Source organism: Streptomyces sp. NPDC001828 (genome assembly GCF_042892175.1).
Classification (GTDB): Bacteria; Actinomycetota; Actinomycetes; order Streptomycetales; family Streptomycetaceae; genus Streptomyces.
Genome location: NZ_JBIATV010000001.1, coordinates 522,547 through 548,448, shown reverse-complemented (window position 1 = coordinate 548,448; position 25,902 = coordinate 522,547). Strand labels below are relative to the sequence as shown.

Annotated in this window: 29 protein-coding genes; 15 read left to right on the top strand and 14 right to left on the bottom strand. The window is 71.4% G+C overall.

The genetic code is table 11. From position 1 onward, the window contains the following. The first annotated feature begins 78 nt into the window (after positions 1-78). Both ACFYZA_RS02585 and ACFYZA_RS02580 read left to right on the top strand, forming a co-directional pair. Positions 79-468, top strand: a complete 390-nt coding sequence (locus tag ACFYZA_RS02585) for a nuclear transport factor 2 family protein (RefSeq protein WP_388486484.1) — start codon at positions 79-81, stop codon at positions 466-468. A gap of 163 nt (positions 469-631) precedes the next feature. Then, on the top strand, positions 632-775 hold the full coding sequence (locus tag ACFYZA_RS02580; RefSeq protein ID WP_388486482.1) for a hypothetical protein: 144 nt from the start codon (positions 632-634) through the stop codon (positions 773-775). Between the two features lie 55 nt (positions 776-830). Here the strand turns inward: ACFYZA_RS02580 and ACFYZA_RS02575 are convergent, their stop codons facing one another. From ACFYZA_RS02575 to ACFYZA_RS02565, 3 genes are all read right to left on the bottom strand, one after another. After that, entirely contained in the window at positions 831-1,817 is a 987-nt protein-coding gene (locus ACFYZA_RS02575; RefSeq protein WP_388486480.1) for an alpha/beta hydrolase-fold protein, read from the bottom strand. Between the two features lie 202 nt (positions 1,818-2,019). Further along, complete coding sequence (locus ACFYZA_RS02570) at positions 2,020-3,489, bottom strand: condensation domain-containing protein (RefSeq protein ID WP_382584277.1); 1,470 nt, start codon at positions 3,487-3,489, stop codon at positions 2,020-2,022. 607 nt (positions 3,490-4,096) lie between these two features. Then, a complete protein-coding gene (locus ACFYZA_RS02565; RefSeq protein ID WP_388486477.1) occupies positions 4,097-4,492 on the bottom strand; it encodes a hypothetical protein in 396 nt (131 codons plus the stop codon). 173 nt (positions 4,493-4,665) lie between these two features. On the opposite strand from ACFYZA_RS02565, the gene ACFYZA_RS02560 reads away from it, so the two are divergent. Beyond that, positions 4,666-5,214 carry an NUDIX hydrolase gene (locus tag ACFYZA_RS02560; RefSeq protein WP_388486475.1) on the top strand — a complete coding sequence of 183 codons (549 nt, stop codon included), beginning with the start codon at positions 4,666-4,668 and terminating at the stop codon, positions 5,212-5,214. Here ACFYZA_RS02560 and ACFYZA_RS02555 read toward each other — a convergent pair. From ACFYZA_RS02555 to ACFYZA_RS02545, 3 genes are all read right to left on the bottom strand, one after another. Beyond that, complete coding sequence (locus ACFYZA_RS02555; protein WP_382584286.1) at positions 5,170-5,457, bottom strand: hypothetical protein; 288 nt, start codon at positions 5,455-5,457, stop codon at positions 5,170-5,172. The two genes, ACFYZA_RS02560 and ACFYZA_RS02555, sit on opposite strands and share 45 nt — an antisense overlap. A gap of 108 nt (positions 5,458-5,565) precedes the next feature. Next, positions 5,566-6,258, bottom strand: a complete 693-nt coding sequence (locus ACFYZA_RS02550; RefSeq protein WP_388486472.1) for a hypothetical protein — start codon at positions 6,256-6,258, stop codon at positions 5,566-5,568. Further along, complete coding sequence (locus ACFYZA_RS02545; protein WP_388486470.1) at positions 6,255-6,887, bottom strand: hypothetical protein; 633 nt, start codon at positions 6,885-6,887, stop codon at positions 6,255-6,257. Before ACFYZA_RS02545 ends, ACFYZA_RS02550 begins: the two co-directional genes overlap by 4 nt. 211 nt (positions 6,888-7,098) lie before the next feature. On the opposite strand from ACFYZA_RS02545, the gene ACFYZA_RS02540 reads away from it, so the two are divergent. Together ACFYZA_RS02540 and ACFYZA_RS02535 are read left to right on the top strand one after the other, a co-directional pair. Further along, positions 7,099-7,341, top strand: coding sequence for a chaplin (locus ACFYZA_RS02540; protein ID WP_382584294.1), 243 nt, complete (start codon positions 7,099-7,101; stop codon positions 7,339-7,341). 216 nt (positions 7,342-7,557) lie between these two features. Then, positions 7,558-7,857 (top strand): hypothetical protein, encoded by a 300-nt coding sequence (locus tag ACFYZA_RS02535; protein ID WP_382584297.1) that lies wholly within the window; start codon positions 7,558-7,560, stop codon positions 7,855-7,857. A gap of 67 nt (positions 7,858-7,924) precedes the next feature. On the opposite strand, the gene ACFYZA_RS02530 is transcribed toward ACFYZA_RS02535, so the two are convergent. After that, positions 7,925-8,800 carry a JmjC domain-containing protein gene (locus ACFYZA_RS02530; RefSeq protein WP_382584300.1) on the bottom strand — a complete coding sequence of 292 codons (876 nt, stop codon included), beginning with the start codon at positions 8,798-8,800 and terminating at the stop codon, positions 7,925-7,927. Positions 8,801-8,999: 199 nt separating this feature from the next. On the opposite strand from ACFYZA_RS02530, the gene ACFYZA_RS02525 reads away from it, so the two are divergent. The 3 genes from ACFYZA_RS02525 (at position 9,000) to ACFYZA_RS02515 (ending at position 13,372) form a co-directional block, all read left to right on the top strand. Continuing rightward, positions 9,000-10,883, top strand: coding sequence for an ABC transporter ATP-binding protein (locus ACFYZA_RS02525; RefSeq protein ID WP_388486466.1), 1,884 nt, complete (start codon positions 9,000-9,002; stop codon positions 10,881-10,883). Positions 10,884-11,130: 247 nt separating this feature from the next. Further along, on the top strand, positions 11,131-12,243 hold the full coding sequence (locus ACFYZA_RS02520) for an alpha/beta hydrolase (RefSeq protein ID WP_382584306.1): 1,113 nt from the start codon (positions 11,131-11,133) through the stop codon (positions 12,241-12,243). Between the two features lie 154 nt (positions 12,244-12,397). After that, positions 12,398-13,372, top strand: coding sequence for an aldo/keto reductase (locus tag ACFYZA_RS02515; protein WP_388486464.1), 975 nt, complete (start codon positions 12,398-12,400; stop codon positions 13,370-13,372). Between the two features lie 96 nt (positions 13,373-13,468). Here ACFYZA_RS02515 and ACFYZA_RS02510 read toward each other — a convergent pair whose 3' ends face one another. Together ACFYZA_RS02510 and ACFYZA_RS02505 are read right to left on the bottom strand one after the other, a co-directional pair. Beyond that, complete coding sequence (locus ACFYZA_RS02510; protein WP_382584313.1) at positions 13,469-13,732, bottom strand: DUF6225 family protein; 264 nt, start codon at positions 13,730-13,732, stop codon at positions 13,469-13,471. A gap of 99 nt (positions 13,733-13,831) precedes the next feature. Then, positions 13,832-14,515, bottom strand: a complete 684-nt coding sequence (locus ACFYZA_RS02505) for a peptidylprolyl isomerase (RefSeq protein WP_382584316.1) — start codon at positions 14,513-14,515, stop codon at positions 13,832-13,834. A 269-nt stretch (positions 14,516-14,784) separates the two neighbouring features. Between ACFYZA_RS02505 and ACFYZA_RS02500 the strand changes: the two genes are divergently transcribed. Both ACFYZA_RS02500 and ACFYZA_RS02495 read left to right on the top strand, forming a co-directional pair. Further along, positions 14,785-15,162 carry an SH3 domain-containing protein gene (locus ACFYZA_RS02500; RefSeq protein WP_382584319.1) on the top strand — a complete coding sequence of 126 codons (378 nt, stop codon included), beginning with the start codon at positions 14,785-14,787 and terminating at the stop codon, positions 15,160-15,162. 271 nt (positions 15,163-15,433) lie between these two features. Further along, positions 15,434-17,161, top strand: coding sequence for a TIGR03767 family metallophosphoesterase (locus ACFYZA_RS02495; protein ID WP_388486462.1), 1,728 nt, complete (start codon positions 15,434-15,436; stop codon positions 17,159-17,161). Positions 17,162-17,196: 35 nt separating this feature from the next. Here ACFYZA_RS02495 and ACFYZA_RS02490 read toward each other — a convergent pair whose 3' ends face one another. Then, the gene (locus ACFYZA_RS02490; protein ID WP_388486459.1) at positions 17,197-18,246 is read right to left on the bottom strand and encodes a phosphotransferase family protein; all 1,050 of its coding nucleotides are present in this window, start codon (positions 18,244-18,246) and stop codon (positions 17,197-17,199) included. Positions 18,247-18,429: 183 nt separating this feature from the next. Between ACFYZA_RS02490 and ACFYZA_RS02485 the strand changes: the two genes are divergently transcribed. The 3 genes from ACFYZA_RS02485 (at position 18,430) to ACFYZA_RS02475 (ending at position 21,100) form a co-directional block, all read left to right on the top strand. Then, entirely contained in the window at positions 18,430-18,945 is a 516-nt protein-coding gene (locus ACFYZA_RS02485) for a histidine kinase (protein ID WP_388486457.1), read from the top strand. Positions 18,946-19,195: 250 nt separating this feature from the next. Further along, positions 19,196-20,371 carry an alanine--tRNA ligase-related protein gene (locus ACFYZA_RS02480; RefSeq protein ID WP_388486455.1) on the top strand — a complete coding sequence of 392 codons (1,176 nt, stop codon included), beginning with the start codon at positions 19,196-19,198 and terminating at the stop codon, positions 20,369-20,371. A gap of 108 nt (positions 20,372-20,479) precedes the next feature. Then, positions 20,480-21,100 (top strand): L-threonylcarbamoyladenylate synthase, encoded by a 621-nt coding sequence (locus ACFYZA_RS02475; protein ID WP_388486453.1) that lies wholly within the window; start codon positions 20,480-20,482, stop codon positions 21,098-21,100. Positions 21,101-21,190: 90 nt separating this feature from the next. On the opposite strand, the gene ACFYZA_RS02470 is transcribed toward ACFYZA_RS02475, so the two are convergent. After that, positions 21,191-21,409, bottom strand: a complete 219-nt coding sequence (locus tag ACFYZA_RS02470; protein WP_382584336.1) for a ferredoxin — start codon at positions 21,407-21,409, stop codon at positions 21,191-21,193. Positions 21,410-21,414: 5 nt separating this feature from the next. Beyond that, complete coding sequence (locus ACFYZA_RS02465; protein ID WP_382584339.1) at positions 21,415-22,605, bottom strand: cytochrome P450; 1,191 nt, start codon at positions 22,603-22,605, stop codon at positions 21,415-21,417. Positions 22,606-22,714: 109 nt separating this feature from the next. On the opposite strand from ACFYZA_RS02465, the gene ACFYZA_RS02460 reads away from it, so the two are divergent. Then, a complete protein-coding gene (locus tag ACFYZA_RS02460; RefSeq protein ID WP_382584342.1) occupies positions 22,715-23,311 on the top strand; it encodes a TetR/AcrR family transcriptional regulator in 597 nt (198 codons plus the stop codon). Positions 23,312-23,534: 223 nt separating this feature from the next. Here ACFYZA_RS02460 and ACFYZA_RS02455 read toward each other — a convergent pair whose 3' ends face one another. Then, the gene (locus ACFYZA_RS02455) at positions 23,535-23,726 is read right to left on the bottom strand and encodes a ferredoxin (RefSeq protein WP_382584345.1); all 192 of its coding nucleotides are present in this window, start codon (positions 23,724-23,726) and stop codon (positions 23,535-23,537) included. A gap of 20 nt (positions 23,727-23,746) precedes the next feature. After that, positions 23,747-24,976 (bottom strand): cytochrome P450, encoded by a 1,230-nt coding sequence (locus tag ACFYZA_RS02450; RefSeq protein WP_382584348.1) that lies wholly within the window; start codon positions 24,974-24,976, stop codon positions 23,747-23,749. A gap of 113 nt (positions 24,977-25,089) precedes the next feature. Between ACFYZA_RS02450 and ACFYZA_RS02445 the strand changes: the two genes are divergently transcribed. After that, positions 25,090-25,794 (top strand): TetR/AcrR family transcriptional regulator, encoded by a 705-nt coding sequence (locus ACFYZA_RS02445; protein ID WP_388486447.1) that lies wholly within the window; start codon positions 25,090-25,092, stop codon positions 25,792-25,794. Positions 25,795-25,902 lie beyond the last annotated feature (108 nt).

The window sequence follows — 25,902 nt, the reverse complement described above, 5'->3', positions numbered from 1 at the left end:
TCGGGCGAGCCATGGACCCCCGTGGCGCCGGGCGATCGTGGTCGTCCGGGCGACCCAGATCCAGGAGTGTGCGACGACATGCCCAGCAACCGAGCCGACGCGACCGTGGCCGAACGATTCCTCACCGCGTTCGCCGCACGCGACTGGGAGGCCCTGCACGCGCTGTTCTCCCCCGACCTGGCCTGGAGCATGCCCGGCGACGGCACCATCTCCGGGACGGTGCACGGCGCCGACGCCGCCGTCGACCGGGCCCGGATGATCGCCGGCCGGGCCCTGGACACCGAACTGCGCCACGTCCTGACCGGCCAGAACGGCGTCGCCCTGGCCCTGCACAACACCGCCGAGGACGCCGACGGCCGCAAGCTCGACGAGCACCTGGCGACCGTGCTGACCATTCGGGACGGCAAGGTCTGCGCGATCGACAGTTATGTGTCCGACGTGGACGGCATGAGCGCCTTCTTCAGTTAGGCGGCAGGCACACATCAGCCAGGCGGTGCGCCCACATCGACCCGGTCGAGGGTCTGGGGGAACCATGGACATCAGCGCTGAACAGCCGCACCGCACAAGGCAGTTGCAAGCGGGGCACGCCGTCGCGATCGGGTGACTGCTGTGCGGTGCCGCCCTCGTCGTCGTGGCCGCTCTCCTCGTCGCGGCGGACGGGGTGGACGCCCATGGGGAGGCGCTGGCCACCCAGCTGTCGGCCACACCGTTCACGGCTGGGGCGTGTGACTACGTCCCGCAGGACGATGTCGCGACACCGGGCTGGTTCTTCTGACAGGCGGCGGCCACCTGGGTGTGCGCCACACCATTGGGTGGCTCGCGGTGGCGGGTCAGACGTCCAGCGCGTTCAGCAGCATCGGCAGGGAGCGGCGCAACTCCCTTTGCCAGTAGGGCCATCCATGGGTTCCGGGTCCGTAGAAGTCGGTAGACACAGGGCTGCCGAGAGCGCCGAGCCGGGCGGCCAGTGCCCGGTTCTGCTGCTCGAAGTAGGTCTCGTTCGGGTCCTTCACGCCGGGCGGATCGTAGGGGCCGGGCTCACCGTTCCCGCAGGACAGGAAGACGGGCAGCCCGCGCAGCGCGCTCGCCCGGGCCACGGGGTCGTGCGCGGCCCACACGGTCCGCTGGCGTACCGGATCACCCCAGACGGCATAGGGGTCCACGCCCTGCTGCCGGTCGAGGTTCAGGAACCAGTCGGGGCCGAATCCGCCGGGCACCTGGAGCAGCGGGTGCACGGTGCCGCTGTAGGAGGCGACGGCCCGGAACAACCCCGGGTGGCGTGCCGCGTACGACAGTGCGCCGAAGCCGCCCATCGAGAGACCGGCGGCGACGCGTCGGCCGCCCGCGCCGTAGCCGCGTTCGACGATCTGCCGGACCTCGGTGGTGTGGAAGGTCTCCCAGGCGGGGGCGCCGCCCTTGCCGTAGTTCCACCAGTTGCTGTACCAGCCCGCGGCACCGGCCTCCGGCATCACCACCAACACCCTTCGCAGGGAGGGAATTCGGGCGACGTCCGTGTACTTGGTCCAGTCGGTGTACCCACCGCAGCAGCCGTGCAGCAGCCACAGGGCCGGCCAGTCGTGCCGCCCCGGAGCCCAGCCGTCCGGCGTGAGCAGGCGCACCTGGGCGGTGGTGCCGAGAGCCGGTGATTCGATGGTGAGGTCGAGGCGGTTCGGCGCGAGGCGCCGCTCGGCGACAACCCGCGCTCCGTCGTCGGCGTGTACGAACCGGCTCCGCGCGTGGCCCGCGCCCGCGCTGAAGGCACTGGCCAGCAGGGCGACCAGGATCGTGACGAGGACTGTGCTGACCCGTACGCGACGCATCCCGACCCCTTTGGTGTGAGCCCCCGGCCCGGTGCGGAACACCGAGCCGTCCGGCAATCGACGGCTCCGCCGGTTTACCAGCCGCGTCCGTCATCGCGCGAGAGGCGCTCCCCGGCCACCCCCATGTGGGTTCACCACATGGGGGCCGCACCCATGGCGCGATCCGCCGGCATGGGATGCGCGTTCCGAACCGGACGGGGGCTCAGCGCGACAGCTGCGAGACCTCACTGCTCAGCCTCGGTGCCGGGACCGGGCGCTCGGCGCGCGGCCTGGGCGGCACGGCCGGAGCGTCGCGGGCGATCGAGGTGATGAGCTCCCGCAGCTGGTCCGCGTAGCGATGGATGTTCTTGTGGGCGATCGCCGTGTCCGGGTAGCGGATGGCCAGTTGCAGACCGCCGTGCAGCCGCGTGAACCATGCGCACACCTGGTCCCCGTAGGACACCCTGAGCAGGGCGGAGGCCCGGAGCTCGTCCCACTGCCGGGCCCCGGGGATGTCCCGGGCGTCCACGAACGACACGATCGAGTAGAGATCGGGAGACGTCGGGCGGAAGTCCGAGCCGAGCAGCCGGAGCACCCGGGCGATCGGCAGGTGGGCGAGTGCCTTGTTGGCCCGCAGCGCGCCGTGGACCATCTTCAGGGCGTCGTCGAAGCCCTGTGCCTGCGCCACCGGAATCTCGATCGGCGCCCCGCCCACATACCACCCCACCGAATCTGCCCACCGGGACTTCGCCCTGGTGTGGAGCGGCACCACCGTGCGGTAGACCGGCTCGCCCCCGATGTCATGGACGATGAGGCTGGTCGCCGCGAGAATGCCGACCTGACCGCCGCCGAAGGGCCGGCAGTACGCCGAGAAGGCGGCGGCGTCCGCGTCGTCCACGAGCATCTTGTACAGGAGCTTCTGCTCGGGCAGCCCCCCGCCGGGTTCGAGGCCGAGGTCGACGGGGAAGGCCGGCAGCCTGCCGTCGCAGCGGCTGATGAACTCCCGCCAGCGCGCCACGATCGCGTGGGTGTCGTCGACCTGGTCCGCGCTGGCCCGCTCGATCTCGCAGAAGTCGACGTAGCTGCCGGCCGGAGGTGCCTCCACGCTGCGCCCTTCGGCCCGCGCCGAGTAGAGCTCATGGATCTCGGAGGGGATGCGCTGGAGCGAGTACGCGTCGACGTTGCTGTGGTCGAAGGCCATGTACACGCTGGTGGATTCGGGCCTGACGACCGCCGTGTACAGGAAGTTCGGCCAGCACAGCGCGTCCGCTTCCACATCGAAACGGTCCTGGAGGTGGTGGCTCAGCTCCTCCGCGTCGGGGAAGTCACCCACGACCTCGCGCCGGAGCGCCACCGCGTCGGGCGCGGCGGTGAAGCGGCGCATCTCGTCGTCGACCCAGCGGAACCCGCTGCGCAACGTCTCGTGCCGCAGGGTCCAGGTCCGCAGCGCCGCTTCCAGGTTGTCCAGGTCGACGGGCCCCGGGATGTCGAACGCGGCGCCCAGCCAGGTCGGCACGAACAGGCCGTCCTGGCGCACGGACCGGGCGGTCCTGATGTGTGATTCCTGTACATAGGCAGGGGGCCGGGAGTCGTCGGGCTGGCTGGTCGCGGCCTCGACCATGGCGGGATCCAGGCTCCACTCCACCAGCCGTCCGGGCCGGACCTCGCAGCCGTGAATGTCGGTGATTCGCACGGGAGTTGTCCATTCACAAGCTGTCGGGGAACACGGGCGGGCGACTGGCCGAGGGTGCTGGTGCGGCCGTGCGGGAACGCCCGCGGCGGCCGGTCCTTGGGAGCACCTCGCGGCAACCGGCCGGGCAGGGTGAGCGGCCGGGCCGGGCGCGTACGGCGGGATGGTCGCGGACACGGCGCGCGGCGCATCGGCGCGGTACCGTACCGGTTCGCCCCCCGACCCCAGCGCGTCCCGGCAACTCCCCTGCGGAGCAGGGCGAACCGGCGGGGTCTCGAAGCGGCTCCCGCCGGTGCGCCGCAACACCCCTCGGCTGGGCTCCCGTTGGGGAAGGCGTCGGGTGGGGGGCGGCAGCCGCGCTCCGCAGCCCAGGAAATACGGTCATGTGGTGACCAACGCGCGACGGGCGCTCCCGGGCACGCGAAACCACCCCATCGAGTCGTTTGCGCCGACCCGCGCGCCATCGCGCCCCGCGGGGATCACACCCCCCGCCCCGCCACCCGTGAGCCCCGCGCATGACGTGAACTGGCCACATTAGTAAGGCATTTGGGGATCCCGCCGACCGACGGACAGGGGGCGGGGGTGCGGAGGGGGCCGGTTGGGCGGGGCGTCAGCCCGTCGTGGCGGGAAGCGTGTTCGGCATCGACAGCGGAGCGGGCTTGGTGGTGGCCGGCTTGGTCGCCGGCTTCGCCTGGGCGACGTCCTCCTTGACCATGGCGGCCACTTCCTTCAGGAGCGCCGCCACCTCGGCCTTGGCCTCGGCGACGTCCGCCGCCGCGTCCTTCTTGTCGGCCGCGACCATCTGGTCGATCTCCTTCAGGAGCGCCGCCACCTCGGTCTTGACGCCGGCGACGTCGTCGTCGACGGCCCGGCTGCCCGTCGGCCCGCCTCCCGTCCCGGGGACGGACGCGGCCGGCGCCCGGTCGGCGGCGTAGGCGGGTGCTGCGGTACCCGCGGCGAGAGCACCGCACAGGGCGATGGCGGCGACGGTGGCACAACGGCGCATGATCGCGCTCCTCATCAGATCGACGGCATCCAAGTCACTGCACTCTCGATCCACTGTTCGCCACCTTCGCGCCGGGGGCCACCCGGGCCTTGCCGAACGAGTGAGAGCGGTCTGACGCCCCGTCGGGAGGGGGCGCCCCACATACGCCGGTCGTGGTCATGGAGGATCGACCCATGGGTGAACGTGTGGAGCGGGTCGACGAGCGGGATCGCGTCATCGGTGTGGTCGAGCGGGGCGAGGCCGTGCGGCAGGGGTGGCTGTACCGGATGGCCATGGTGCTGTGCCGCGATGCGAGGGGCCGCTGCCTGGTGCACCGGCGCCCCGAGACCGGCCCGCGGTTCCCGGGCGAGTACAGCTGGCTGGTGGCCGGGGCCGTGGGGGTGGGCGAGCCGTACGAGGACGCGGCGCGCCGGGAGCTGCGCGAGGAGCTCGGGGTGGACGCACCGGTGCGTCCGCTGTTCAAGTTCCTGTGCGACGGCGAGCTCAGCCCGTACTGGTTCGCGGTGTACGAGGCCGTCGTGGAGGAGGCGGAGGTCGCGACGGACGCGTCGGAGGTCGCCTGGTACGGCTGGCTGACCGACGACGAGTTGAGGGCGGCCATGGCGAGCTGGAAGTTCGTCTCGGACAGCCGGGACGCCCACACCCGCTATCTCGCCCTCGGCTCGTCGGACCAGGGTTCAGGAGCGGTTGACCCGGCCGGCCACCGCATGGCCGATGAGTAGGTAGACCACCGCGGGCAGGCCGTAGTTGACGATCGTGCGCCAGGTGTCGGACTTGATGGTGAACATGTCGCGCGACCAGCCCGAGAGCCAGTCCGCCGCGTGGCGCACCCACGACACGATGTCGTTGGCCGTGTTGGCGTTGACCAGGAAGAAGGCGATCCAGAGGATCAGGATCAGGGCCATGACATCGGCGATGACGAGTATGCCGGTGGCGGCGGGGTTACCGCCGTAGCGCCTGGACATGTTCAACTCCTTGTCTGTGCGGGTGGGTTGGGGCTCTGAGACGGCCGCGCGCGGGGTGGCCCGGGGGCGCCGCGAGGGCGCCCGCCGGGACCAGGGGGGTGTCGGTCATCACAGGCTGAGCAGGCGTTCCGCGAGCCGGCGGTATTCCCGCAGGGCCATCCGCAGGTCCTCCGTGGCCGACCCGCCGGACGCGTCCTGCCAGGACGCGCGCAGTGCGCCGCGCCGCTGGCCGAGGGTCTCGATGATCTGCTCGGTGAGGGCGTCGACCGCCGATGCCGCCTCCTCGACCGCCGAGCGGGGCTCGTCCACGAACCCGCCGACCGCGTGCTGGAGCTTGAGCTGCAGCTTCTCCCGCTCGTGGGGCGGCAGCACGGCGTCGTCGTGACCGACGGCACCGGACTCGGCTCCGGGCCGCCGCCCGGCCTGCTCCGGGACGCGCCCCTCGGCGGCGGGCTGCGCGGTCAGGCGCTCCTCGGACACGGGCCGCTCGGACACGGGTTGGCCGGTGAGGTGCTTCCCGGTCACGGAGTGGTCGATGAGGGGCTGGTCGGGGGTGCCGCGCCCGGTCGAGGACTGATCGGGGACCTCTCGGCCGGGCCCTTCCTCCGCGGTCGAGGGCCGGTCGGCGGCGGTCCGGTCGGGAACGTCACGCCCGGTCAGGGGCTGATCGGAGACGGTCCGGCCGGAGTCTCCGCGCCCGGCGACGGGCTGATCGGGGACGGTGCGACCGGGCACGTCCTGCCCCGACACGAGCTGATCGGCCAGGGGCTGTTCGGGGACGGAACGCTCGGGCTTGGTCATGACTTGCTCCCTCGGGCGATGTCATCGTGCTGCGTACCGGTGTGGGACGTGTGCCGGCCGCTGCGGACTCCGAGGCGCCCGCCCTTGTCGGCGCGGCGCTCCCCGGCCAGCACGGCGAAGAACTCATGGGCCTGCACGAGGGTCTCGCGCAGCTCTTCCGTGCTGGGCCTGCGCCCGTCGGCACCCTGGGCCACGCCGCGAATCCGGCGGTAGCTGTCGAGGTGCTGGGGGTGGTGCACCGAGAGCGCGGCCAGCTGCTCGTCGGACGAGCCGTTCGGGAAGCCGCGTTCGTTCGCGAGCCGGCCGAGCAGCGCCTCGGCCTGGGCCACCGCGTGGGTGGGCGAGTCCACGAACTCCTCCTGGACGCGGGCCCATTCGGCCGCGTAGCGGCTGCGCTCCTCGGCCGTCGGAGGCTCGACCTTCAGGCTGCCGTACCGGCGGACCCGCTCGTCCAGGTCCTTCTCGGCGGCCTTCACATCGCCGTGGTGTTCGGCCACGGTCCGCTCGTACTCGGGTCCGAACCGGCTGCGCAGGCCTTGGCCCCGCCGCGCGACGAACATGCCGAGAACCACCGCCAGGACAACGATCACCACGATCGCTATCAGGATGATGACGACACCACTGGACATGGCCTGCCTTCCCGTTGAAGAAACGGCCCCGCACTACGGGCTGTCCTCCTCCGTGTAGACGCGAAACGGCCGAATAAACGCGGCATCAAGAGACCCGTCCCGGGACTTCCGCGCGGCGCGCCATTCACCCCATCGGGTCACGGGATTTTCCCCCGGGCCCGAACCCGGAGACGCTGCAAAGGACAAACCACCACAAACCGGAGGAAAAACCGTGCGTATTCGTACCGCTCTCGCCGCAACTGTCCTCGCTGCCACTGCCGTCATCGGTACGGCCGGTGCCGCGTCGGCCGACCCCAACCCGCCGGTGGTCGGCACGGCCGAGAACTCCCCCGGCGTGCTGTCCGGCGACGTCATTCAGGTTCCGGTCGACGTCCCGGTCAACGTCTGCGGCGACAGCATCGACCTCATCGGGCTGCTCAACCCGGCGGCCGGCAACACCTGCGTCAACCACTGACGCACCGGGCCCCGTACGTGACTTCGCCCCGGAACAGCACCTCCGTTCCGGGGCGAAGTCGCGCCCCACTCATGCCCGGGGCCCGGCAACCGGCCGGGCCCATAAGGAAATCGCCCGGTCCACCCCGCGTCAGACGTGCATCGGCGCCGCACCCGGAGCAGACTCGCCCTCGCGAGGGGGGCCGGCGAAGAACACAACGAACAGGAACGCGACGTCATGACGACTGCCTCCCACACCGAGCACGCCGAACACACCCATGAGCACGGCCCCGGCTGCGGCCATGTAGCCGTGCCCCATGCCGACCACGTCGACTATGTGCACGACGGCCATCTCCACCGGTCCCATGACGGCCACACCGATGAGTGCGAGCCGGACGCCCACACCGTGCACGAGGACCACGCCCACCGTCACCAAGCGGGCTGCGGGCACGTCTCCGTGCCGCACGGCGACCACGTCGACTACATCCACGACGGCCACCGCCACGCCGATCACGGTGGCCACTGGGACGACCACTGAGCCGCGCCGACCACTGAGCCGCGCCCGGCCCCGAGTACGGCCGCGCGACCTCCGCGACGGCCCCGGATCAGTCCGCGGCCGGCCAGTCGACCGGGACCTCCCTCGGCGGGGGCGGCAGCGGCCCGGGCGTCCGGGCGAAGAGCCGCCCGCGAGCGGCCGCGTCCGCCCTCGTCCTCGACGCCTCGATCAACTCCCTTGCGGCATTGAGCAGTTGGGTCTCAGTGAGTGGGGTCTCCGCACGCGGGCGAGGCACCTGCCCGCCATCCGGCTCCGCCGTCTCGCGGAGGGTGAGGGCGAGGTGGACGGAGAGGCCGTCGTTGCCGGTCGCGGCGTGCGGGGTGCCGCGCGGTACGTAGAGGACATCGCCCGCTCCGACGACAGCACGCAGGGCGGGCGCACCCGGGTGCGGCGCCGGGCCCGGGTGCCCTCGGCGGCCGGCCGGGGCGTCGTACAGCGTCCACTCCTTGCGGCCCGCGAGCTGCACGACGAGGACGTCGGCGTCGTCCTCGTGCACAGCGGGCCCCCGGCGTCCCACCATGGTCGCGAGGCAGAACGCCTCCGTCACGCGCCCCAGGTCCTGGGAGAGCAGGGCGGTCAGGGCGCCCACGGAGGCGTTCCACCGGTCGAGTCGGGGCAGGAGGAGCGTCGCCCCCTCGGCGAGCAGGCGCATGATCCGGTCCGGGTCGGCGAACGCCTCCCCGGGGCCGTCGGCGGCGTCCACGGCGGTGCTGAACTCAACCGCCGGCACGACCTCGCCCTCCCGCACCAGCTCGACGTACGGCGTGCGCATCAGGCCGCCGTCGAGCGCGCCCGTCAACTCCCGCAGGGTGGGCACCTCTTGAGGGAGCGACGGCGGAGTGAACAGGTGCGGTCGGCCCCGGCGGTACGTGTCGAGGAACGGCCCGGGCTCACCCAGCAGGCGGTCAAGCACTCCCCAACTCATCGTCTCTCCCCAGGTCGGAGGCGGTCCGGCGCCGCCCATTGCCGAACCTACGGGAGGCATCACGGGTATGCCCCGGGACGCCAGGGCAACGTCGGCGACCGCGCAGACGCCGAAACTGCCCGGGAGATCATTGACCGGTGCCGGATCCGTCCACCCCGATCGTTGACCTCAAGCACGGTGGAGGTCGTACGTTCCTCGCATGAGTATGGAAGCCACCGCGTGGACGCAGCTCCACAACGTCATGAACGCCCAGCAGGACAAGCGGCCCTTCAACCGGGCCACGCTGCGCCGCATCGCCGCGTTCGCCCGGCCGCACCGGCGCCGCATCGTCCTCTTCCTGGTCCTGAGCGTCGCCACGGCGCTCCTCGCGGTGGCGACGCCGTTGCTCGCCGGACGGGTCGTGGACGCGATCGTGGCCGGCAAGGAGAGCGGGACCGTCACCCGGCTCGCCCTGTACATCGCCGCGATCGCCGTCGCCGAGGCGGCTCTCGGCATCGCGAGCCGGTGGCTGTCGTCGACGCTCGGCGAGGGGCTGATCCTCGATCTGCGTACGGCGGTCTTCGACCATGTGCAGCGGATGCCGGTCGCATTCTTCACCCGGACCCGTACCGGCGCGCTCGTCAGCCGCCTCAACAACGATGTGATCGGCGCGCAACGCGCCTTCAGCAACACCCTGTCCGGTGTGGTCAGCAATCTGGTCACGCTGCTGCTCACCCTCGCGGTGATGCTCGGCATCTCCTGGCAGATCACGCTGCTCGCGCTCGTTCTGCTGCCCGTGTTCGTGCTGCCCGCGCGCCGCATGGGCACCAGAATGGCGCGGCTCCAGCGGGAGGCCGCCGAGCACAACGCCGCCATGGGGACCCGGATGACCGAGCGTTTCTCGGCGCCCGGCGCGACCCTGATCAAGCTGTTCGGGCGGCCCGCCGACGAGTCCGCCGAGTTCGCCGCCCGGGCGGGCCGGGTGCGGGACATCGGCGTGCGTACGGCGATGGCGCAGTCCGCGTTCATCACCGCCCTCACCCTGGTGTCGGCCCTCGCACTCGCCCTCGTCTACGGCCTGGGCGGCTACTACGCGCTGCACGGCACCCTCGAAGCGGGCGCGGTCGTCTCGCTGGCCCTGCTCCTGACCCGCCTGTACGCGCCGCTCACCTCGCTGGCCGGGGCGCGCGTGGAGGTGATGAGCGCGCTCGTCAGCTTCGAGCGGGTCTTCGAGGTGCTCGATCTGAAGCCGCTCATCGCCGAGAAGCCCGGGGCCCGCGCGGTGCCCGAAGGCCCGGTGTCCGTGGAGTTCCACGACGTACGGTTCGGATATCCGGCCGCCGACAAGGTCTCCCTCGCCTCGCTCGAAGAGGTCTCCAGCCTGGACACCCGGGGCGGCACCGAGGTGCTGCACGGCGTCTCCTTCCGCGCCGAGCCGGGCCAGATGGTCGCCCTCGTCGGATCGTCGGGCGCCGGAAAGTCGACGGTCGCCCAGCTCCTGCCCCGGCTCTACGACGCCGACGCGGGCACGGTACGGCTCGGCGGCATCGACGTAAGGGATCTGACCGCCGACTCGATCCGGGACACGATCGGCATGGTCACCCAGGACGGCCACCTCTTCCACGAGTCGGTCCGCGCCAACTTGACGCTGGCCCGCCCGGACGCCGACGAGGAGCACCTCTGGGAGGCGTTGCGCCGCGCCCGCCTCGACGGCCTGGTCGCGTCCCTGCCCGACGGTCTGGACACGGTGGTCGGCGAGCGTGGCTACCGGCTCTCCGGCGGCGAGCGCCAGCGTCTGACCATCGCCCGCCTGCTCCTGGCCCGCCAGCGCGTCGTCATCCTCGACGAGGCGACCGCCCATCTCGACAACACCTCCGAGGCGTCGGTGCAGGAGGCGCTCGGCGAGGCCCTGGAGGGCCGCACCGCGGTGGTGATCGCCCACCGGCTCTCCACGGTGCGCTCCGCCGATCTCATCCTGGTCGTGGAGGACGGCCGGATCGTGGAGCGCGGCACGCATGACGAACTGCTCCAACTCGGCGGCCGTTACGAGGAGTTGTACCGCACCCAGTTCGAGCGCCCGGGCGGCGCGCCCGCCCTCGGCTGACGGCACGGCCGACCGGTCAGCCCGGCGCCGGGCGGGCGGCCGGCATCGGTGGGCGCCCGCGTTCCGCGCGCGGGGCGCCTGCCGGCATGTCGTGCGCGCGAGTCTCCCAACAGAGCGGGATCGCGAGGCAACGGATCACGTCCGATCACGGTCTAGTTCCGTGCGCACCCCTGGAGGCGGTGCGGCTGGACGGTGGTCGCCGGGCGCCGCGTCCGGGACGACCGTGTGCAGAGAGTGTTCTTGATCCATGGGGCTGACGAGTACCACCGTTCTGGCTTTGGCCGTGCTCTGCACGGTGCTGCTGTCCCTCCTAGTCGTGTGGCAGTGGCCCCGGCTCTCGGGGCGGGGGTGGAAGGCGGTCGCAGGACGGGTGGGCCTGATGTGCGCGGTCCAGCTGCTGCTCTTCTCCGCCGTGGGGCTCGCGGCCAACAAGTCGTTCCTCTTCTACGGCTCGTGGGCCGATCTGTTCGGCCAGCAGGACGGCGTGGGGGTGCTCGGCACACACGCGGCCGCGAACCCCGGGGTGAAGGTCGACGGGAAGCAGAAGGTCGACGTGCCGGGCGCCGGAAAGCCGAGCATCGGCGGCGAGGTGCAGAAGGTCTCGGTGCAGGGTGAGCGGTCGCGGATAGTGACTCCGGCCTACGTCTATCTGCCGCCGGAGTACTTCCAGAAGGGGTACGAGAAGCGGACCTTCCCCGTCACCGTGGTGCTGACCGGCTTCCCCGGCACGGCCGAGAACCTCATCAAGGGGCTGCACTACCCGAAGACGGCGTGGACGCTCTCCAAGCAGAAGCGGACCCAGCCGATGATCCTGGTGATGATGCGGCCGACCGTCGCTCCGCCGCGCAACACGCAGTGCATCGACATTCCGGGCGGCCCCCAGACCGAGACGTTCTTCGCCGACGATCTGCGCAAGGCCGTCTCCCGTACGTACCGCGTGGGCACGAAACCGCGGAACTGGGGCTTCATCGGCGATTCGACGGGCGGCTACTGCGCCCTGAAGATCGCCCTGCACCACCCGGAGGCGTACGCGGCCGGGGTCGGCCTGTCCGCCGACTACAAGCCGGACGTGGACCTCCAGTCCGGTGACCTCTTCCATGGCAACAAGCACGAGGAGAACCGTTCCGACCTGCTGTGGAGCCTCGACCACCTGCCTCAGGGCAAGTCGTCGTTCCTGGTCACCACGTCCCGGCAGGGCGAGAGCAACCTCCAGGAGACCCGGCAGTTCATCGCGAAGGTCAAGAAGCCCGCCCAGGTCTCCTCGATCACGCTCGATTCCGGCGGCCACAACTTCAACACCTGGCTGCGCGAGATCCCGCCCTCCCTGGAATGGCTGAGCGCCCGCCTCGACGGAAACTGACGGGCACCCCCTTCGGGCCCGGCCCGCAACTCCCCGGCGCTCTTGCCGGACCGGAAACTCGGCTGCTCCGGGCTCCCGACTCGCTTATCGTCAACGTGATTTCCGGCCGGCGCCCCGGCCCGGCCGGACGAGGACGACGACGTGGAGGACGATTGTGCGCTACCGCGAACTGGGACGCAGCGGGCTGTCCGTGTCCGAGATCGGTTACGGCGCCTGGGGCATCGGCGAGTCCAGTTGGGTGGGTGCCACCGAGGACGAGTCGGTCCGCGCGCTGCACCGGGCCCTCGACCTCGGCGTGAACTTCATCGACACCGCACGCGGCTACGGCGAGAGCGAGCGGATCGTGGGCCGTGTCGTCCGCGAGCGGTCCGCGCGCCCGGGGGACGAGGTGCGGGTGGCGACCAAGGTGCCGCCGAAGAACCGCGTCTGGCCGGCGCCCGGCGGCATCGACCCCGCCGAGGCCTTCCCCGGCTCGCACATCCGCGAAAGCCTGGAGACCAGCCTGCGCGCGAGCGGCCTGGACCGCTTCGACGTGCTGCAGTTCCACGTGTGGAGCGACGACTGGGTCGGCCGGGGCGACTGGCTGGAGACCATCGGCGACCTCAAGCGCGAGGGCAAGATCGGCCTGTTCGGCGTCTCCGTCAACGACCACCGGCCCGACACCGCGCTGGCTCTCGTCCGCAGCGGCGCCGTGGACAGTGTGCAGGTCATCTACAACGTCTTCGACCAGTCCCCCGCCGACGAGCTGTTTCCGGCGTGCGTGGAACACGGCGTCGGCGTCATCGTGCGGGTCGCCCTCGACGAGGGCGGTCTCACCGGCCGCATCACCGCCGACACGACGTTCCCCCAGGGCGACTGGCGCAACCGCTACTTCAGGGGGGACCGCCCGGCCCAGGTCGAGCGACGGGTCGCCGCGATCGTCGCCGATCTCGGCATCGGCCAGGACGAGATCGCCGAGACCGCGCTGCGCTTCGTGCTGAGTTCCCCGGCGGTGTCCACTGTCATCCCGGGCATGCGCAGCGTGCGCAACGTGGAGCGCAACACGGCCTTGAGCGACGGGCGCGCACTGACCGCCGAGCGGCTGGCCGTGCTTGCGAAGCACCGCTGGGAGCGCGACTTCTACGCCTGAGGACCGCCGGAAGGCGGGTGGCAGGCGGGGGAACCGCCTGCCACCCGGCGGGCAGAACGGCCCGCCCCGGCCCGTAAGCCGTAGGCGGGCGCCGGCTCAGACCAGGTCTACGTGGTACTGGCCGGCCTTGTAGTCGGCGAACAGCGTGTATTCGACCTCGGTCCTGGGTGCCGTGTCCTCGCCGCATTCCTTCTCGACGGGCTCCAGGTCGACCAGGGCGTACTCGCTGTAGCCCTCGAAGTCGCCGGGCCCGTCCGCGACGGCGATGTGGATGGGGGTGTCGTCGGACAGGCCGGCGAGGGCCTGCCGCAAGCGGCCGGCCGTCCATACCTGCGGGGTGTGATCAAAGGTGTCCGTCATGGGCGGAGAGTAGCCTCGCCCCCCGGCCCGCCCCGCGCTCCCCCGCCAGCGGGACGCCAACAGCAATCGCTTGGCCTACCCGGACGGGCCGGTCCCGGGTCAGCCCTTCTTGATCTGGACGCGATTGATGTTCACCGGCAGCGTGGGATAGCCGTCACCGGGGCCGTTCTGGTCGTCCTCGCCGCCCGCCGCGATCTTCCGCAGCACGTCGAGCCCGGAGGTGACCCGGCCGAAGGGCGTGTAGGCGGGCGAGAGCTTGGTGTCCTTCCAGACGAAGAAGAACTGGCTGCCGTTGGTGTTCGGTCCCGCGTTGGCCATCGCCACCGTCCCCGCCGGGTAGGTGGCGCCGGTGAGGTTCTCGTCCGGGAAGGAGTACCCGGGGCCGCCGCTGCCGGTGCCGGTCGGGTCGCCGCACTGCAGGACGTACAGGCGGGCGGTGGTGAGCCGGTGGCAGTGCGAGCCGTTGAAGTAGCGCTTCTCGGCGAGGAAGCGGAAGGAGTTGGTGGTGCAGGGGGCCTTGTCGGTCAGCGCCTTGAAGGTGACGGGGCCCTGGCTGGTGCGCAGGGTCGCGCTGTACGGCTTGGCGGCCTTGACCGGGTCGAAGTCCGGTATCCCCTTGTAGTTGTCGGCGGGCACGGCCGGGGTGTAGGCGCAGGCGGCGGCCGTGGGCGCCGGTGCCACGGCGTCCGGGTGCGGCGCGGGGGCGGCGGCACCGGCCTGGGTTGCCGTGGCGAGGGGAAACAGGACTACGGCGGCGAGCAACGCGCCTTTTCTGCGGAGCACTTGAGGGCCTTCCTTCCGGAGGGACGGACGTGACATGGCCGCCTCATCCTGCCCAGCCGCCCGCCCGGCATGCCACCCACGGCCACCACCTGCCCCGACGCACCCGCAGGCCCCGGCAGCGGCTCCCCCACTCATCCGATCGGCACATCAACTGCCGTATGGATCGCGGAAGTTCCCCCTCCCGAGTGGAACGGATCGGCGCGAGAGGCGGTCCTACAGGGCGCACATCCCAAAAGGAACGAAAGGGGAACAGCGTGTACGTGTCTGGCATGCGCAGGATTGTCGCCGCGAGCGCGGTGGCGGTACTCGCCGGATCGGGGCTCCTGCTCACCGCGGGCAGCGCCTCGGCGGCCGACCCGACTCCGGCCGGCACCTCGGGCGGGCAGGCGGCCCCCGCGGCACCGGTGGTGGCCGAGCCCAAGGGCAAGGTCGTCGCCAACGGCGGCCTGTGGGTCCACCAGGAAGCGAACACCACCTCCAAGCGGCTCAACCTGCTGCCCCAGGGCGCGGTCGTCGCTCTGCAGTGCAAGAAGGTCGCCCAGAACGTGGACGGCAACAAGGTCTGGTACAAGCTCGGAGCGGGCAAGCCCGGCTGGGTCACCGCCCGTTACGTGCAGAACCTGTCGGCGGTCCCGTACTGCAAGTGAGCGTCTGACCGCTCCGCGAGTGATCCGACCACGAGAGGTCCGACCGCGAGTGATCTGACCCGGCCCGGGGTGTCGACAGCCGTCAGAACGACGGGCGCTGACACCCCGGGCCTCCGCGATCACGTCGTCCCGATGCACTTTTGTTTCCCTCAAGTTTCCTCCCGGCCCCTGTACATACGAATACCCGCCAGTAGTGTGTGGCCGCGCGGTCGTGTCAGTCGTGTCAAAGGGATGCCGTGCCATCAACTGCCAGGTCTTCAGGGGGATACCCATGCGCGGGATGAGCCGCCGTCAGTTCGTTTCCAGGATGTCCGGCGCGGCCGCGGGGGCCGCGCTGTGGTCGCTGGCAGCGCAGGACCGGGCGCTGGCCGCCACCGTCGCCCGAGCCGTACGGGTCGGCGGGACCACCCTCGAACAGGCCGCGACGCCGGTCGGCGACGGGCCGTACAAGCGCCTGGTGGCCGGCCCGGGGTGGCCGCTGGTGGTCCGGGGCGAGCTGGCCACGGGGAGCACGGGGCGGGACGACCGCCGGACCGGGCTCGCCTCCTTCGTCCAGTTCACCGACCTGCACCTGGCCGACACCGAGTCGCCGGTGCGGTTCGAGTACCTGGCCCAGTACAACGGCAGCGCGTACCGACCGCAGGAAGCCCTCACGGTGCGCGGCGCGTCCGCGCTGGTCGAGCGGGTCAACTCGGTGCGCCAGGGCCCGTACACGGGGCTGCCGTTCGGCATGGTGATGGCCACCGGGGACAACACCGACAATCATGAACTCATCGAGCTGGACTGGTACTTGACGGTCATGAGCGGCGGCCGGATCACGCCGAGCAGCGGTGACGTATCGCGCTACGAGGGCGTGCAGAACTCCGGCAGCGCCCAGTACTGGAACCCGGAGTCGTCCTTCCAGGACTCCTACAAGGCCAAGGGCCTTCCGCAGATCCCCGGCTTCCTGTCGGGTGCGGTCCGCCCCTTCGACGCGCCGGGCCTCGGACTCCCCTGGTATACGACCGTCGGCAACCACGACGACAGCATCGAAGGCAGCCTGCCCGACCTCGGTCTGCTGGGCGACCTGTACACGGGCTCCCGGAAGATCGAGGGCTGCGACGACGCCACGGCGGCCAAGCTCTCCTACGCGTTGCAGCACAACCCGGCCCAAGCGGCGCTCCTGCTCGCGCAGTTGCTCGGCAACGGCGGCGCGATCCGCCGGGTCACCCCGGACGAGCGCAGGCGCCCCTTCACCCCGGCCGAGTTCGCCAAGGCGCATCTCAACCCGGCCTACACCGGTGCGGGTCCGGTCGGACACGGCTTCACCTCGGACGCGGCGAGCAGCGGGCACCTGTACTACACGTTCCCGCTCGCGGGCGGGGTGCTCGGGATCAGCCTCGACACCACCAACAGGGCCGGATTCGCGGACGGTTCGATCGGCACCGCGCAGCTCAACTGGCTGGAGTCGGTCCTCAAGTCGCACAGCAGCCGCTGGTACGACACCGACGGGCATGTGGTGCGCGGCGGATCGAGCGACTCGCTCGTCGTCCTGTTCAGCCACCACACCAGCACCACCATGGGCAACCTGCTGCCCGACCCGTACCACCCGTTCGAGGGGCGGCACGACGGCAACGCCCTGGTCTCGCTGCTCCAGCGCTATCCGAACGTGGTGGCGTGGGTGAACGGCCACACCCACGAGAACCGGATCACCCCGCACGGCCACGCGGTTCCCGAGCGGGCCTTCTGGGAGATCAACACGGCATCGCACGTCGACTATCCGCAGCACGCCCGGATCATCGAGATCGCGGACAACGGCGACGGCACGCTGTCGCTGTTCACCACCCTCATCGAGTCCGACGCGCCCTACACGACGGACTTCGGCGACACCTCCGACCGGGGCCTTGCGGCCCTCTACCGCGAGCTGTCCTACAACGACCCCTACGGCACCCCGAACGCCCGGCTCGGCTCATCCGCCGACCACAACACCGAGCTCCTGCTGGCCCACCCGGGCAAGTAGAACCCGGCTCTGAGGCCGGGCCCACTCCCCCGCCTTCAGGGCCGCTTGGTCGGTACGGGCGAGAGCGCGGGCCAGCGGGCGAGCATGCGGTCGCGCATGCCGCTCGTCAGGCCGCGCAGTCCACCGAGAAGGGGGTCGTCGGCGACGAGTCCGCCGACGACCCCGAGCCGGTGGACGAGGCGCTGCCGGGCGGTCGCCGTGCCCCACGTCCAGTCCTTGTGCGGGATGCGGGCCAGATGGTCCGTGCCTTCGCGGTGCGCCCGCTGGACCAGCGCGTCACCGCGGATCAGCCACCCCACGCAGGCGTCCACGAGCCGCCCCTCCTGGAGCTCGGAGCCGGTCGCGGTGTGCCAGGCCGTTCGGTACGCGCGCTCGGCCCTGGCCAGCAGCGGTCCGGCCGCCGAGGTGACGCACCAGCAGGTGGGAAACCCGATCCGCAGGTAGGCCAGCTCCATCAGGCCGCTGCCGAGGCAGGCCTGCTCGAAGTCGACGAACCTGACCCCCTCGACGGTGTGGAGGTCGTTCCCGGGGCAGGGATCCCCGTGCAGCAGAGCGTGGCCGGGTTCCTCGTCGAGCCGCTCCACGAGGGCTTCGAGTTCCTCGGCGACACCGGGCGGGACGACCGCTCCGAGCGCCGCCGCCAGCGCGAGGAACGACGTGACGTCGGCCTCGCCGGGGCCCTTCCAGCGCGGCAGCAGTCCGGCGTCCCGCGGTCCTGCCGTGGCGTGCAGCCGGGCCAGGGCCTCGGCGTACGGAACGATCCAGTCGGGCGCGGGGTCGCGATGGTCCAGGTGATCGAGGACCAGTACGCGTTGTTCGGGATCGACCGCCAACAGCCTTGGTACCAGAGGCACTTGGGACCTGGCGGCGATCCGCAGCGCCGCCACCTCACGGGCGTACCGCCCATCGGCGCCGGGCCCGTCGACGAGGTGCTTCACCACCGCCGCGTGCGGGCCGCCCCCGGCCGTCCCCGGCAGCTCGACGCGCCACACCTGCGAGCGTGGGCTGCTGCTCAACGAGCGCACCTCGGTGGGCGATCCGAGCTCGGCCCGTAACACGTCCCCGTATGTCAGTCGCGTACCCATGCCCGCATCCTGGCAGGCGCCCGTCACGCCCGTCACGCCCGTCACACCCGTTTGGACCGGGCCGGCCCGGGCACACTCCCGGGGCCCCGCCCGGCCTTCCCGCCTGGCGGGCCGGCCGGGCGGGCGTTCCACTGGGAGGGTCGTCCGGAGCCGGGCGTCACACGATGAGGGAGTACACCTGCGATGGCGGACACGCACCACGTTCTGCTGATCTCGTTCACCGACCCGGCGCGGTGCCGCGCGGCCTTCGAGGAGGCGGCCTCCCTGTCCGGCCTGCGCCAGGCGGCCATCCTGGAGCGGTCGGCCGACGGCCTGCTCGATGTGCCGGACAACCATGTGCGGGGCGCCGGAGTGCCCACGGTCGGCGGTGGCCTGGTGGGTGGCCTCCTGGGACTGCTCGGCGGACCGATCGGCGTGCTGCTCGGCAGCGCGGCCGGGGCCACCCTGGCGAACGCGGCGGAGAACCGCCAGATCCTGGAGGACGGCGCCGGCCTCATCGTGCTGAGCAGCAGGGTCGAGGACGGGACGTCGATGCTGGTGGTCGATCTGCACGAGTCCTCGCGGGAACCCGCCGACGAACTGGCCCGGCGGCACGGCGGGACACTGCGACGGCTGTCCGCGAAGGAGCTCGCCGCCGAGGTCGAAGCCGCGGAGCGGGCGGCGGAGGACCACACCTCGAAGGACACGGGCGCGGCCTGAGCCGATGGTGTGACGGAAATCCGGGTGCGGGTACGGCCGGCCCGGCCGTACCCTGGGCCGCATGAAGGTCATCCACCGCAGCAGCACCACGACCGCGCGAGCGACCAGCTCGCCGGTTGCCGCCGCCTGACCTCATTCCCCCTCTCCCCCGGCGACCGGAAACGGCCCGCCGGTGTGGACCTGGTTTCCCGTTCGTGTCCCGTGCTCGCGGTCCCTTTCCGGCTGCCCCGCAGTCGAAGGATCCGCAGTCATGAACAGCGAACACGTCGTCCACACCTTCGTCGAGTACTTCGAGCAGCTGGGCCACCGGCGCATCACGGGCTCGTCCCTGCTGCCGCCGCCCGGCGACTCCGTACTCTTCACCACCTCCGGCATGCATCCGCTCACCCCCTATCTGGAAGGCCGCCCCCACCCGCTGGGCCGGCGCCTGGTGAATGTGCAGCGCTGTCTTCGCACCACCGACCTGGAGGAGGTGGGTGACGACACCCACCTGACGGTCTTCGAGATGCTCGGCACCTGGTCGCTGGGCGACTACACCGGCTCGCACAGCCTCCGCTGGGGCTACGACCTGCTGGTGGACGGATTCGGCATCGATCCCGGGCTGCTGTACGCCACGGTGTTCGGCGGTGACGAGCGCTCGGGCCCTGACGGCGAGTCCCTGCGCACCTGGCGGGAGATCGGGGTGCCGGTCGAGCTGACCCGCGAGGAGAACTGGTGGTCCAACGGCCCCACGGGCCCCTGCGGGCCGGACTCGGAGATCTTCGTCTGGACCGGTGACACCCCGCCCCGGTCCACGCCGACCCGGGACGAGCGGTGGGTCGAGGTGTGGAACCACGTGATGATGCGCCACCGGTGCGGCGAGGACGGCACCCTGGAATCCCTGCCCCAGCGGAACATCGACACGGGGCTCGGCCTGGAGCGGCTCGTCGCCGTCCTCCAGGGCAAGGGGTCGGTCTTCGAGACGGATCTCTTCGAGCCGTGGATGCGCACGGTGCCCTCGCTGTGGGACCTGGACGTGCGGTCGCTGCGCCTGGTCTGCGACCACCTGCGGTCCGGCATCGTCGTGGTCGGCGACGGGGTGCTGCCGTCCAACACCGGCCGTGGATACGTCCTGCGGCGTCTGGTGCGGCGGGTGCTCACAACCCTGTGGCGCGTCGATCCGTCCCGCACGCTCGGCGATCTGCCCGAGGAGCTGTCCGGCCACACGCTGGACCACTTCGGCCAGAGCGGGCCGACCGGCCGGGTTCGTGACGTACTCCTCGATGAGGAGCGGCGCTTCCGCGGACTCCTGGAGCGGGGGCGGCGCGTTCTGTCGCGGCCCCGCTTCTCCGGGCCGCTCGGCGAGGACGACTTCGGGTACCTCCACGACACCCACGGGCTGCCCCGCGACCTCGTGCTCGGCCTGCGCGCCGGCCTGCGGGGATGAGGCCGGGTGCCCCGTCCCCGTGGCTCCTGCCCCGGGGACGGGGCGGCCGTCGACACCTCCGCACGGCCGGATCCGGGCGGTCGAACGCCCGGACCTTAGACTCGGCGGATGGCAAAGTACTTCGACGTGCACCCCGAGAACCCTCAGCGGCGCACCATCAGCAGTGTGGCCGACAGCATTCGTTCCGGTGCCCTCGTCGCGTACCCGACGGACTCCTGCTACGCGCTGGGGTGCCAGCTGGGCAGTCGTGACGGCATCAACCGGATCCGGTCGATCCGCGATCTCGACGACCGCCACCACTTCACCCTGGTGTGCGAGAACTTCGCGCAGCTGGGCCAGTTCGTGCAGATCGACAACGACGTGTTCCGCGCCATCAAGGCGGCTACGCCCGGCAGTTACACGTTCATCCTGCCCGCGACGAGGGAGGTGCCCCGGCAGTTGCTGCACCCGAAGAAGAAGACGGTGGGCGTACGAATCCCCGATCACGCCGTGGTGCGGGCCCTGCTCGCCGAGCTCGGGGAGCCGCTGCTTTCCAGCACGCTGCTGCTGCCCGACGAGGCCGAGCCGATGACGCAGGGCTGGGAGATCAAGGAGCGCCTCGACCACGTGGTGGACGCGGTACTGGACTCGGGCGACTGCGGCACCGAGCCGACGACCGTCATCGACTTCTCGGGTGGCGAGGCGGAGATCGTGCGCCGGGGCGCGGGCGACGCCTCGCGATTCGAGTAGTCGCCCGCGCCGGCTCGGCCCCGTACCCGGAAGGCGCCTGCCCGCGCGCCGCCCGGTACGGAGGTCGCCCGCGCCCGCCCGGGCCGGGCGTCAGTCGCGGCGCGGGCCGATGACGGCGCTTCCGTCGTGCACGGTGATCGCCTGGGCGGGGCAGGCGTCGGCGACGTCCAGGATCCGCTCGTCCGGCTCGATCGCGTCGGGCAGCACCCGTGCGTGCTCCGTGTCGAGCGCGAAGACGTCGGGGGCAGCTCCGGCACACATGCCCGAGGCCAGACAGAGCTGTGGGTCCACGCGTACGGTCCAGGTCATGGCGGTCACCACGCGACCGGCATGACGCGCGGACCCCGGACCAGCATCTCCGACTTCCACGTGATGTCGCCGGCCAGCTTCAGGCCCGGGAAGCGGGTGATGAGCGCGCTCAGCGCCTCCTGGAGTTCGAGGCGGGCCAGCGGGGCGCCCAGGCAGTGGTGGACTCCGTGGCCGAAACCGAGGTGCTGGTTGCCCTCGCGGGCGATGTCGAGGACGCCGGGGGCGCTGAAGCGCAGCGCGTCGCGGTTGGCGGCGCCGGTCGCGACCAGGACCGGGGTACCGGCCCGGACCAGGGTGCCGCCCACCTCGACGTCCTCGGTGGCGTACCGCGCCTGGCCGGCGCCGCTGCCCAGCGGCACGAAGCGGAGCAGCTCCTCCACCGCGTTCGCGATCAGCTCCGGGCGGGCCCTGAGCTGGGCGAGCTGCTCGGGGTGGTCGAGCAGGGTGAGGGTGAAGTTGGGGATCTGGGACGCGGTGGTCTCGTGTCCTGCCACCAGGACCGCCACGCACAGGTCGACGAGTTCGAGCTCGGTGAGGCGGTCGCCGCCGTCCCTGGCCTCGATGAGCGCGGTCATCAGGTCGTCCTGCGGTTCCTGGCGGTGCAGGGCGATCAACTCGCCCATGTAGGCGCGCAGTTCCTCACGGTTGGCCTCGAACTCGGCGGCCGTGAGCGAGCTCGTGGACAGGGCCGCGTCGCTCCACACCCGGAAGCGCGGGCGGTCCTCGGTGGGCACGCCGAGGAGTCGGCAGATCACCGCCACCGGCAGGGGCAGCGCGTAGGAGTCCACGAGGTCGGCGGGCGCGCCGGCCGCCTCCATGTCGTCGAGCAGGCTCGCGGTGAGCTCGCGGACCTGCGGCCGGAGCTTCTCGATCTGGCGGACGGTGAACGCCCGCGCCACCAGGGAGCGCAGCCGGGTGTGGTCCGGCGGGTCCATGCCGAGGATCCCGCTGTTGGTGCGGCCCTCGGACTGGCGCGGCTCGTCGTGCTCGGCGCCCGCGGCCCGGCTGAAGCGCTGGTCGCCGAGGACGAGCCGGGCGTCCGCGTAGCGGGTGACCAGCCAGGCGGACTCGCCGTACGGCAGCTGGACGCGTAACAGACCCGGCAGTTCGCGCACGCGCTCGTACTCGTCGGCGAGCTGGAGTCCGTCGGAGGTGTTGAAGGGATAGGCGAGGGGTGTGATGTCGGCTGTCGTCACTGCGGCCTCCCAGATGTAAGCAGCTGCTTACAACGGTAGGGGTGCCCCCCTGACCGGTCAACGGCGCATTGTGGCCGTTATCCTGACGGGCCGTCTGAGAGGACCTCCCATGGAAGAAGCGCCCGACCCGCCCGCCGGCGAGCGCCGCCGCGACGCCGGAGCCACCCGCCGGCGACTGCTCGACGCGGCACGGGATCTGTTCGCGGAACGCGGTTACGAAGGGGCGACGGTCCGCGAGATCGCCGAACGCGCGGGCGCCAACCAGGCTTTGCTGTTCCGGTACTTCGGGTCCAAGCAGGGACTGCTGACGGAGGTCGTCGCACAGGGCGGCCTGGAGCAGTTTCGCGCCACGCCGCCCGAGGAACTCTTCGAGACCGCGCTGCGCTCGATGCTGACGAGCAGTGCCGCGGGGACCGCCGACCGGTCCCTTGAGGTCTATCTGCGCTCCATCGGGCGGGGCGACGAGGCGACCGGGACGCTGCGTGAGCTGGGCGAGCGCTACCAGAGCGCGCTGGCCGCGCTCTCCGGCGCCAAGGACGGCGCCCTGCGCGCCGATCTGGCCATGGCGTGGCTGCTCGGCATCGGCCTCATGCGAACGGTCGTCGCGCGCGAGCCTCTGGCGAGCGCGGACCCGGACACGGTGTGCCGTCTCGTGGTCGACACCCTCGATCACCTGTGGGCCGACGCGGAGCGGGAGGCGCCCTAGGGCGCCATCCGGCCTTGCCGAAGGCTTGGCCCGGCCGGGCCGGGCCGGGACCGACCGTGCGGCTCCGGCCCGGACGGAGGCGTGCCCTGGGGTGCGGGGCCCATGGGTTCGGCACCCATGGGTGCCGGATCTGTAGGTACCGGGTGCATGGGTGCCGGGCCCATGGGTGCCGGGCCCATGGATGGCGGGCCCATGGGTGCCGGGTCCCGATGGGGGCTGTGCCCTATTCGGTGATGTGGACCGCGCCGGACGGACAGAGGTTGCCGGCCTGGCGGGCGGCGGGCTGTTGGTTCCGGTCGGGATCCGGTGTGAGGACGTCGACGAGGCCGTCGTCGTCCTGGTCGAAGACGCCGGGCGCGGTGAGGGCACACAGCCCGGCGCCGACGCACACATCACGGTCGGCTGACACCCGCATGGGGACTCCTTCCACCCCGGTCACCAGGTGACCGGGAGCTCGTTGACGCCCTGGATCGTCGTGCCCGGCCGCAGGGCGAGCCGCTCCACGGGGACGGCAAGACGCAGCGTCGGAATACGGTCGAACAGCGCGGTGAGGATGACTTCGAGTTCGAGCCGGGCCAGGTTCTGGCCGAGGCACTGGTGCACTCCGTACCCGAAGGAGAGGTGGTGGCGTGCCGTGCGGTGCACGTCGAGGCTGTCCGGGTTCTCGAAGACCGAACCGTCGCGATTGGCAATGGAGTTGGTGACGATGACCCCCTCGCCCGCACGGATGACCTTGCCGTCGACCTCGATGTCGGCCGTGGCTATGCGCCCACCGGCGATGTCCGCGATGGCCAGGTAGCGCAGCAGCTCCTCCACGGCGCCGGGCACCAGAGCGGGGTCAGCCCGCAACGCGGCGTGCTGGTCGGGGTGTTCGAGCAGGGTGATCACGCTGAGCGAGGTCATCGAGGCCGTGGTCTCATGACCGGCGACGAGCAGCAGCAGCGCGGTCGAGACCAGCTCCTCGCGGTCGATCTCACCCGCCGCCAACTGCTTGTTCACCAGGGTGTTCAGGAGGCCGGGGCCGGGCTTGGCCTGCATCCTGGTGATGAGCCCGTCCAGGTAGCGGTCGAGGTCCTCGCGGGCGGTGACCGCGCTCCGCATGTCCGTCGACTGCACGAGGCGCCTGCTCGCGTCCTGGAAGAAGTCGTGGTCGGCGTACGGAACACCGAGCAGTTCGCAGATCACCATGGAGGGAACGGGGAGTGCGAACTGGCTGACCAGGTCGGCGGGCGGGCCCGCGGCGAGCATCTCGTCGATGAAGCCGTGCACGATGCGCTCGACGTCCGGACGCATTCCCTTGATGCGCTTCACGGTGAATTCGCTGATCGTCATCCGCCGCCGGGGCCCGTGCTCGGGCGGGTCCATGCCGATGAAGGCCGGGCGGCCCGCGCGGATGGCCTGGAAGCGCGGCGAAGTGGCGGGAAAGTGGGCGTCGTTGCGGTCGGAGGAGAGCCGCGGGTCCGCGAGTAACCTGCGCGCGGTCTCGTGCTTGGTCACCACCCAGGCGCGTCGGCCGTCGAACAGGGTCACCGGGCTCAGCGCGTCGGGCTGGTCCCTCAACTGGCTGTAGGAATCGGGCAGTTGATAGGGGCAGGTCCGGTCGGCCGGGAAAGCGGGCGCCTCGGCCGTCTGCAAGGTTGTGGTCGTCTCGGTCGTGTCGGTCATCGAATCCCTCGAAACCTCAGACGTTAAAGAACGGTCAGTTCTCTAAGTGAGAGGCTAGGCTGAGCCCCCTTGAGAACGCAACGGCCCCTATCGGACACACCCGGGAGGCATGGGTGCCCAGCAGCACCGGCCCGGCCACCGAACCACCCGTTGACCACCGCAAAGGCCCACGCCGGCGCGGCGAGGAACTGGAACGAGCCATTCTGCGGGCGACCTTGGACGAGCTCACCGAATCCGGCTACGCAGCGCTGACCATGGAGCGGGTGGCCGCCCGGGCCCGTACCGGCAAGGCCGCCGTCTACCGCCGCTGGCCCGGTCGGGCCCAACTGGTCCTGGATGCCTGCAAGTTGGGCAAGATCTCCGAGCTCGACCTGCCCGACACCGGTGGGCTGCGCGGCGACACGCTGATCCTGCTGCGCCAGATGGCGGCCACGATGGCCAGCCCGCTCGGCGGGATCATGCGCGGGCTGCTCGGGGAGATGACCCGCGACCCGGAGTTGGCCGAATTGATCCGGGAGCGGGTCCACACCGTCCGCCCGTCGACGGTCCACGTCATCCTCGAGCGGGCCGTCGCACGCGGCGAGGTCGAGCCGTGGGTCCTCACGTCGCGGCGGGCCACGGTCGCGACCGACCTGCTGCGCAACCAGTTCCTGCTGTTCGGCGCCCCGGTGCCGGACGAGTTCATCACGGACATCGTGGATGACGTCTACCTGCCCCTGCTCCTGAGCCCGGCCGCGTCCCCGTGCCCGCATCCACACCCACACGCAGAGCCGGACTCGGGTGCGGCCCCGGAGACGGCGAGCCGCGTCGCCGACTGAGGCCTGACCCGTCGTCCGGACGAGCACCACCAGGGGGCGGCCGCCGTCCCCTTGGCTCCTTCACGTCCGCTCGTACCGGCGGAACCACACGGCGTAGGCAGTATCGAT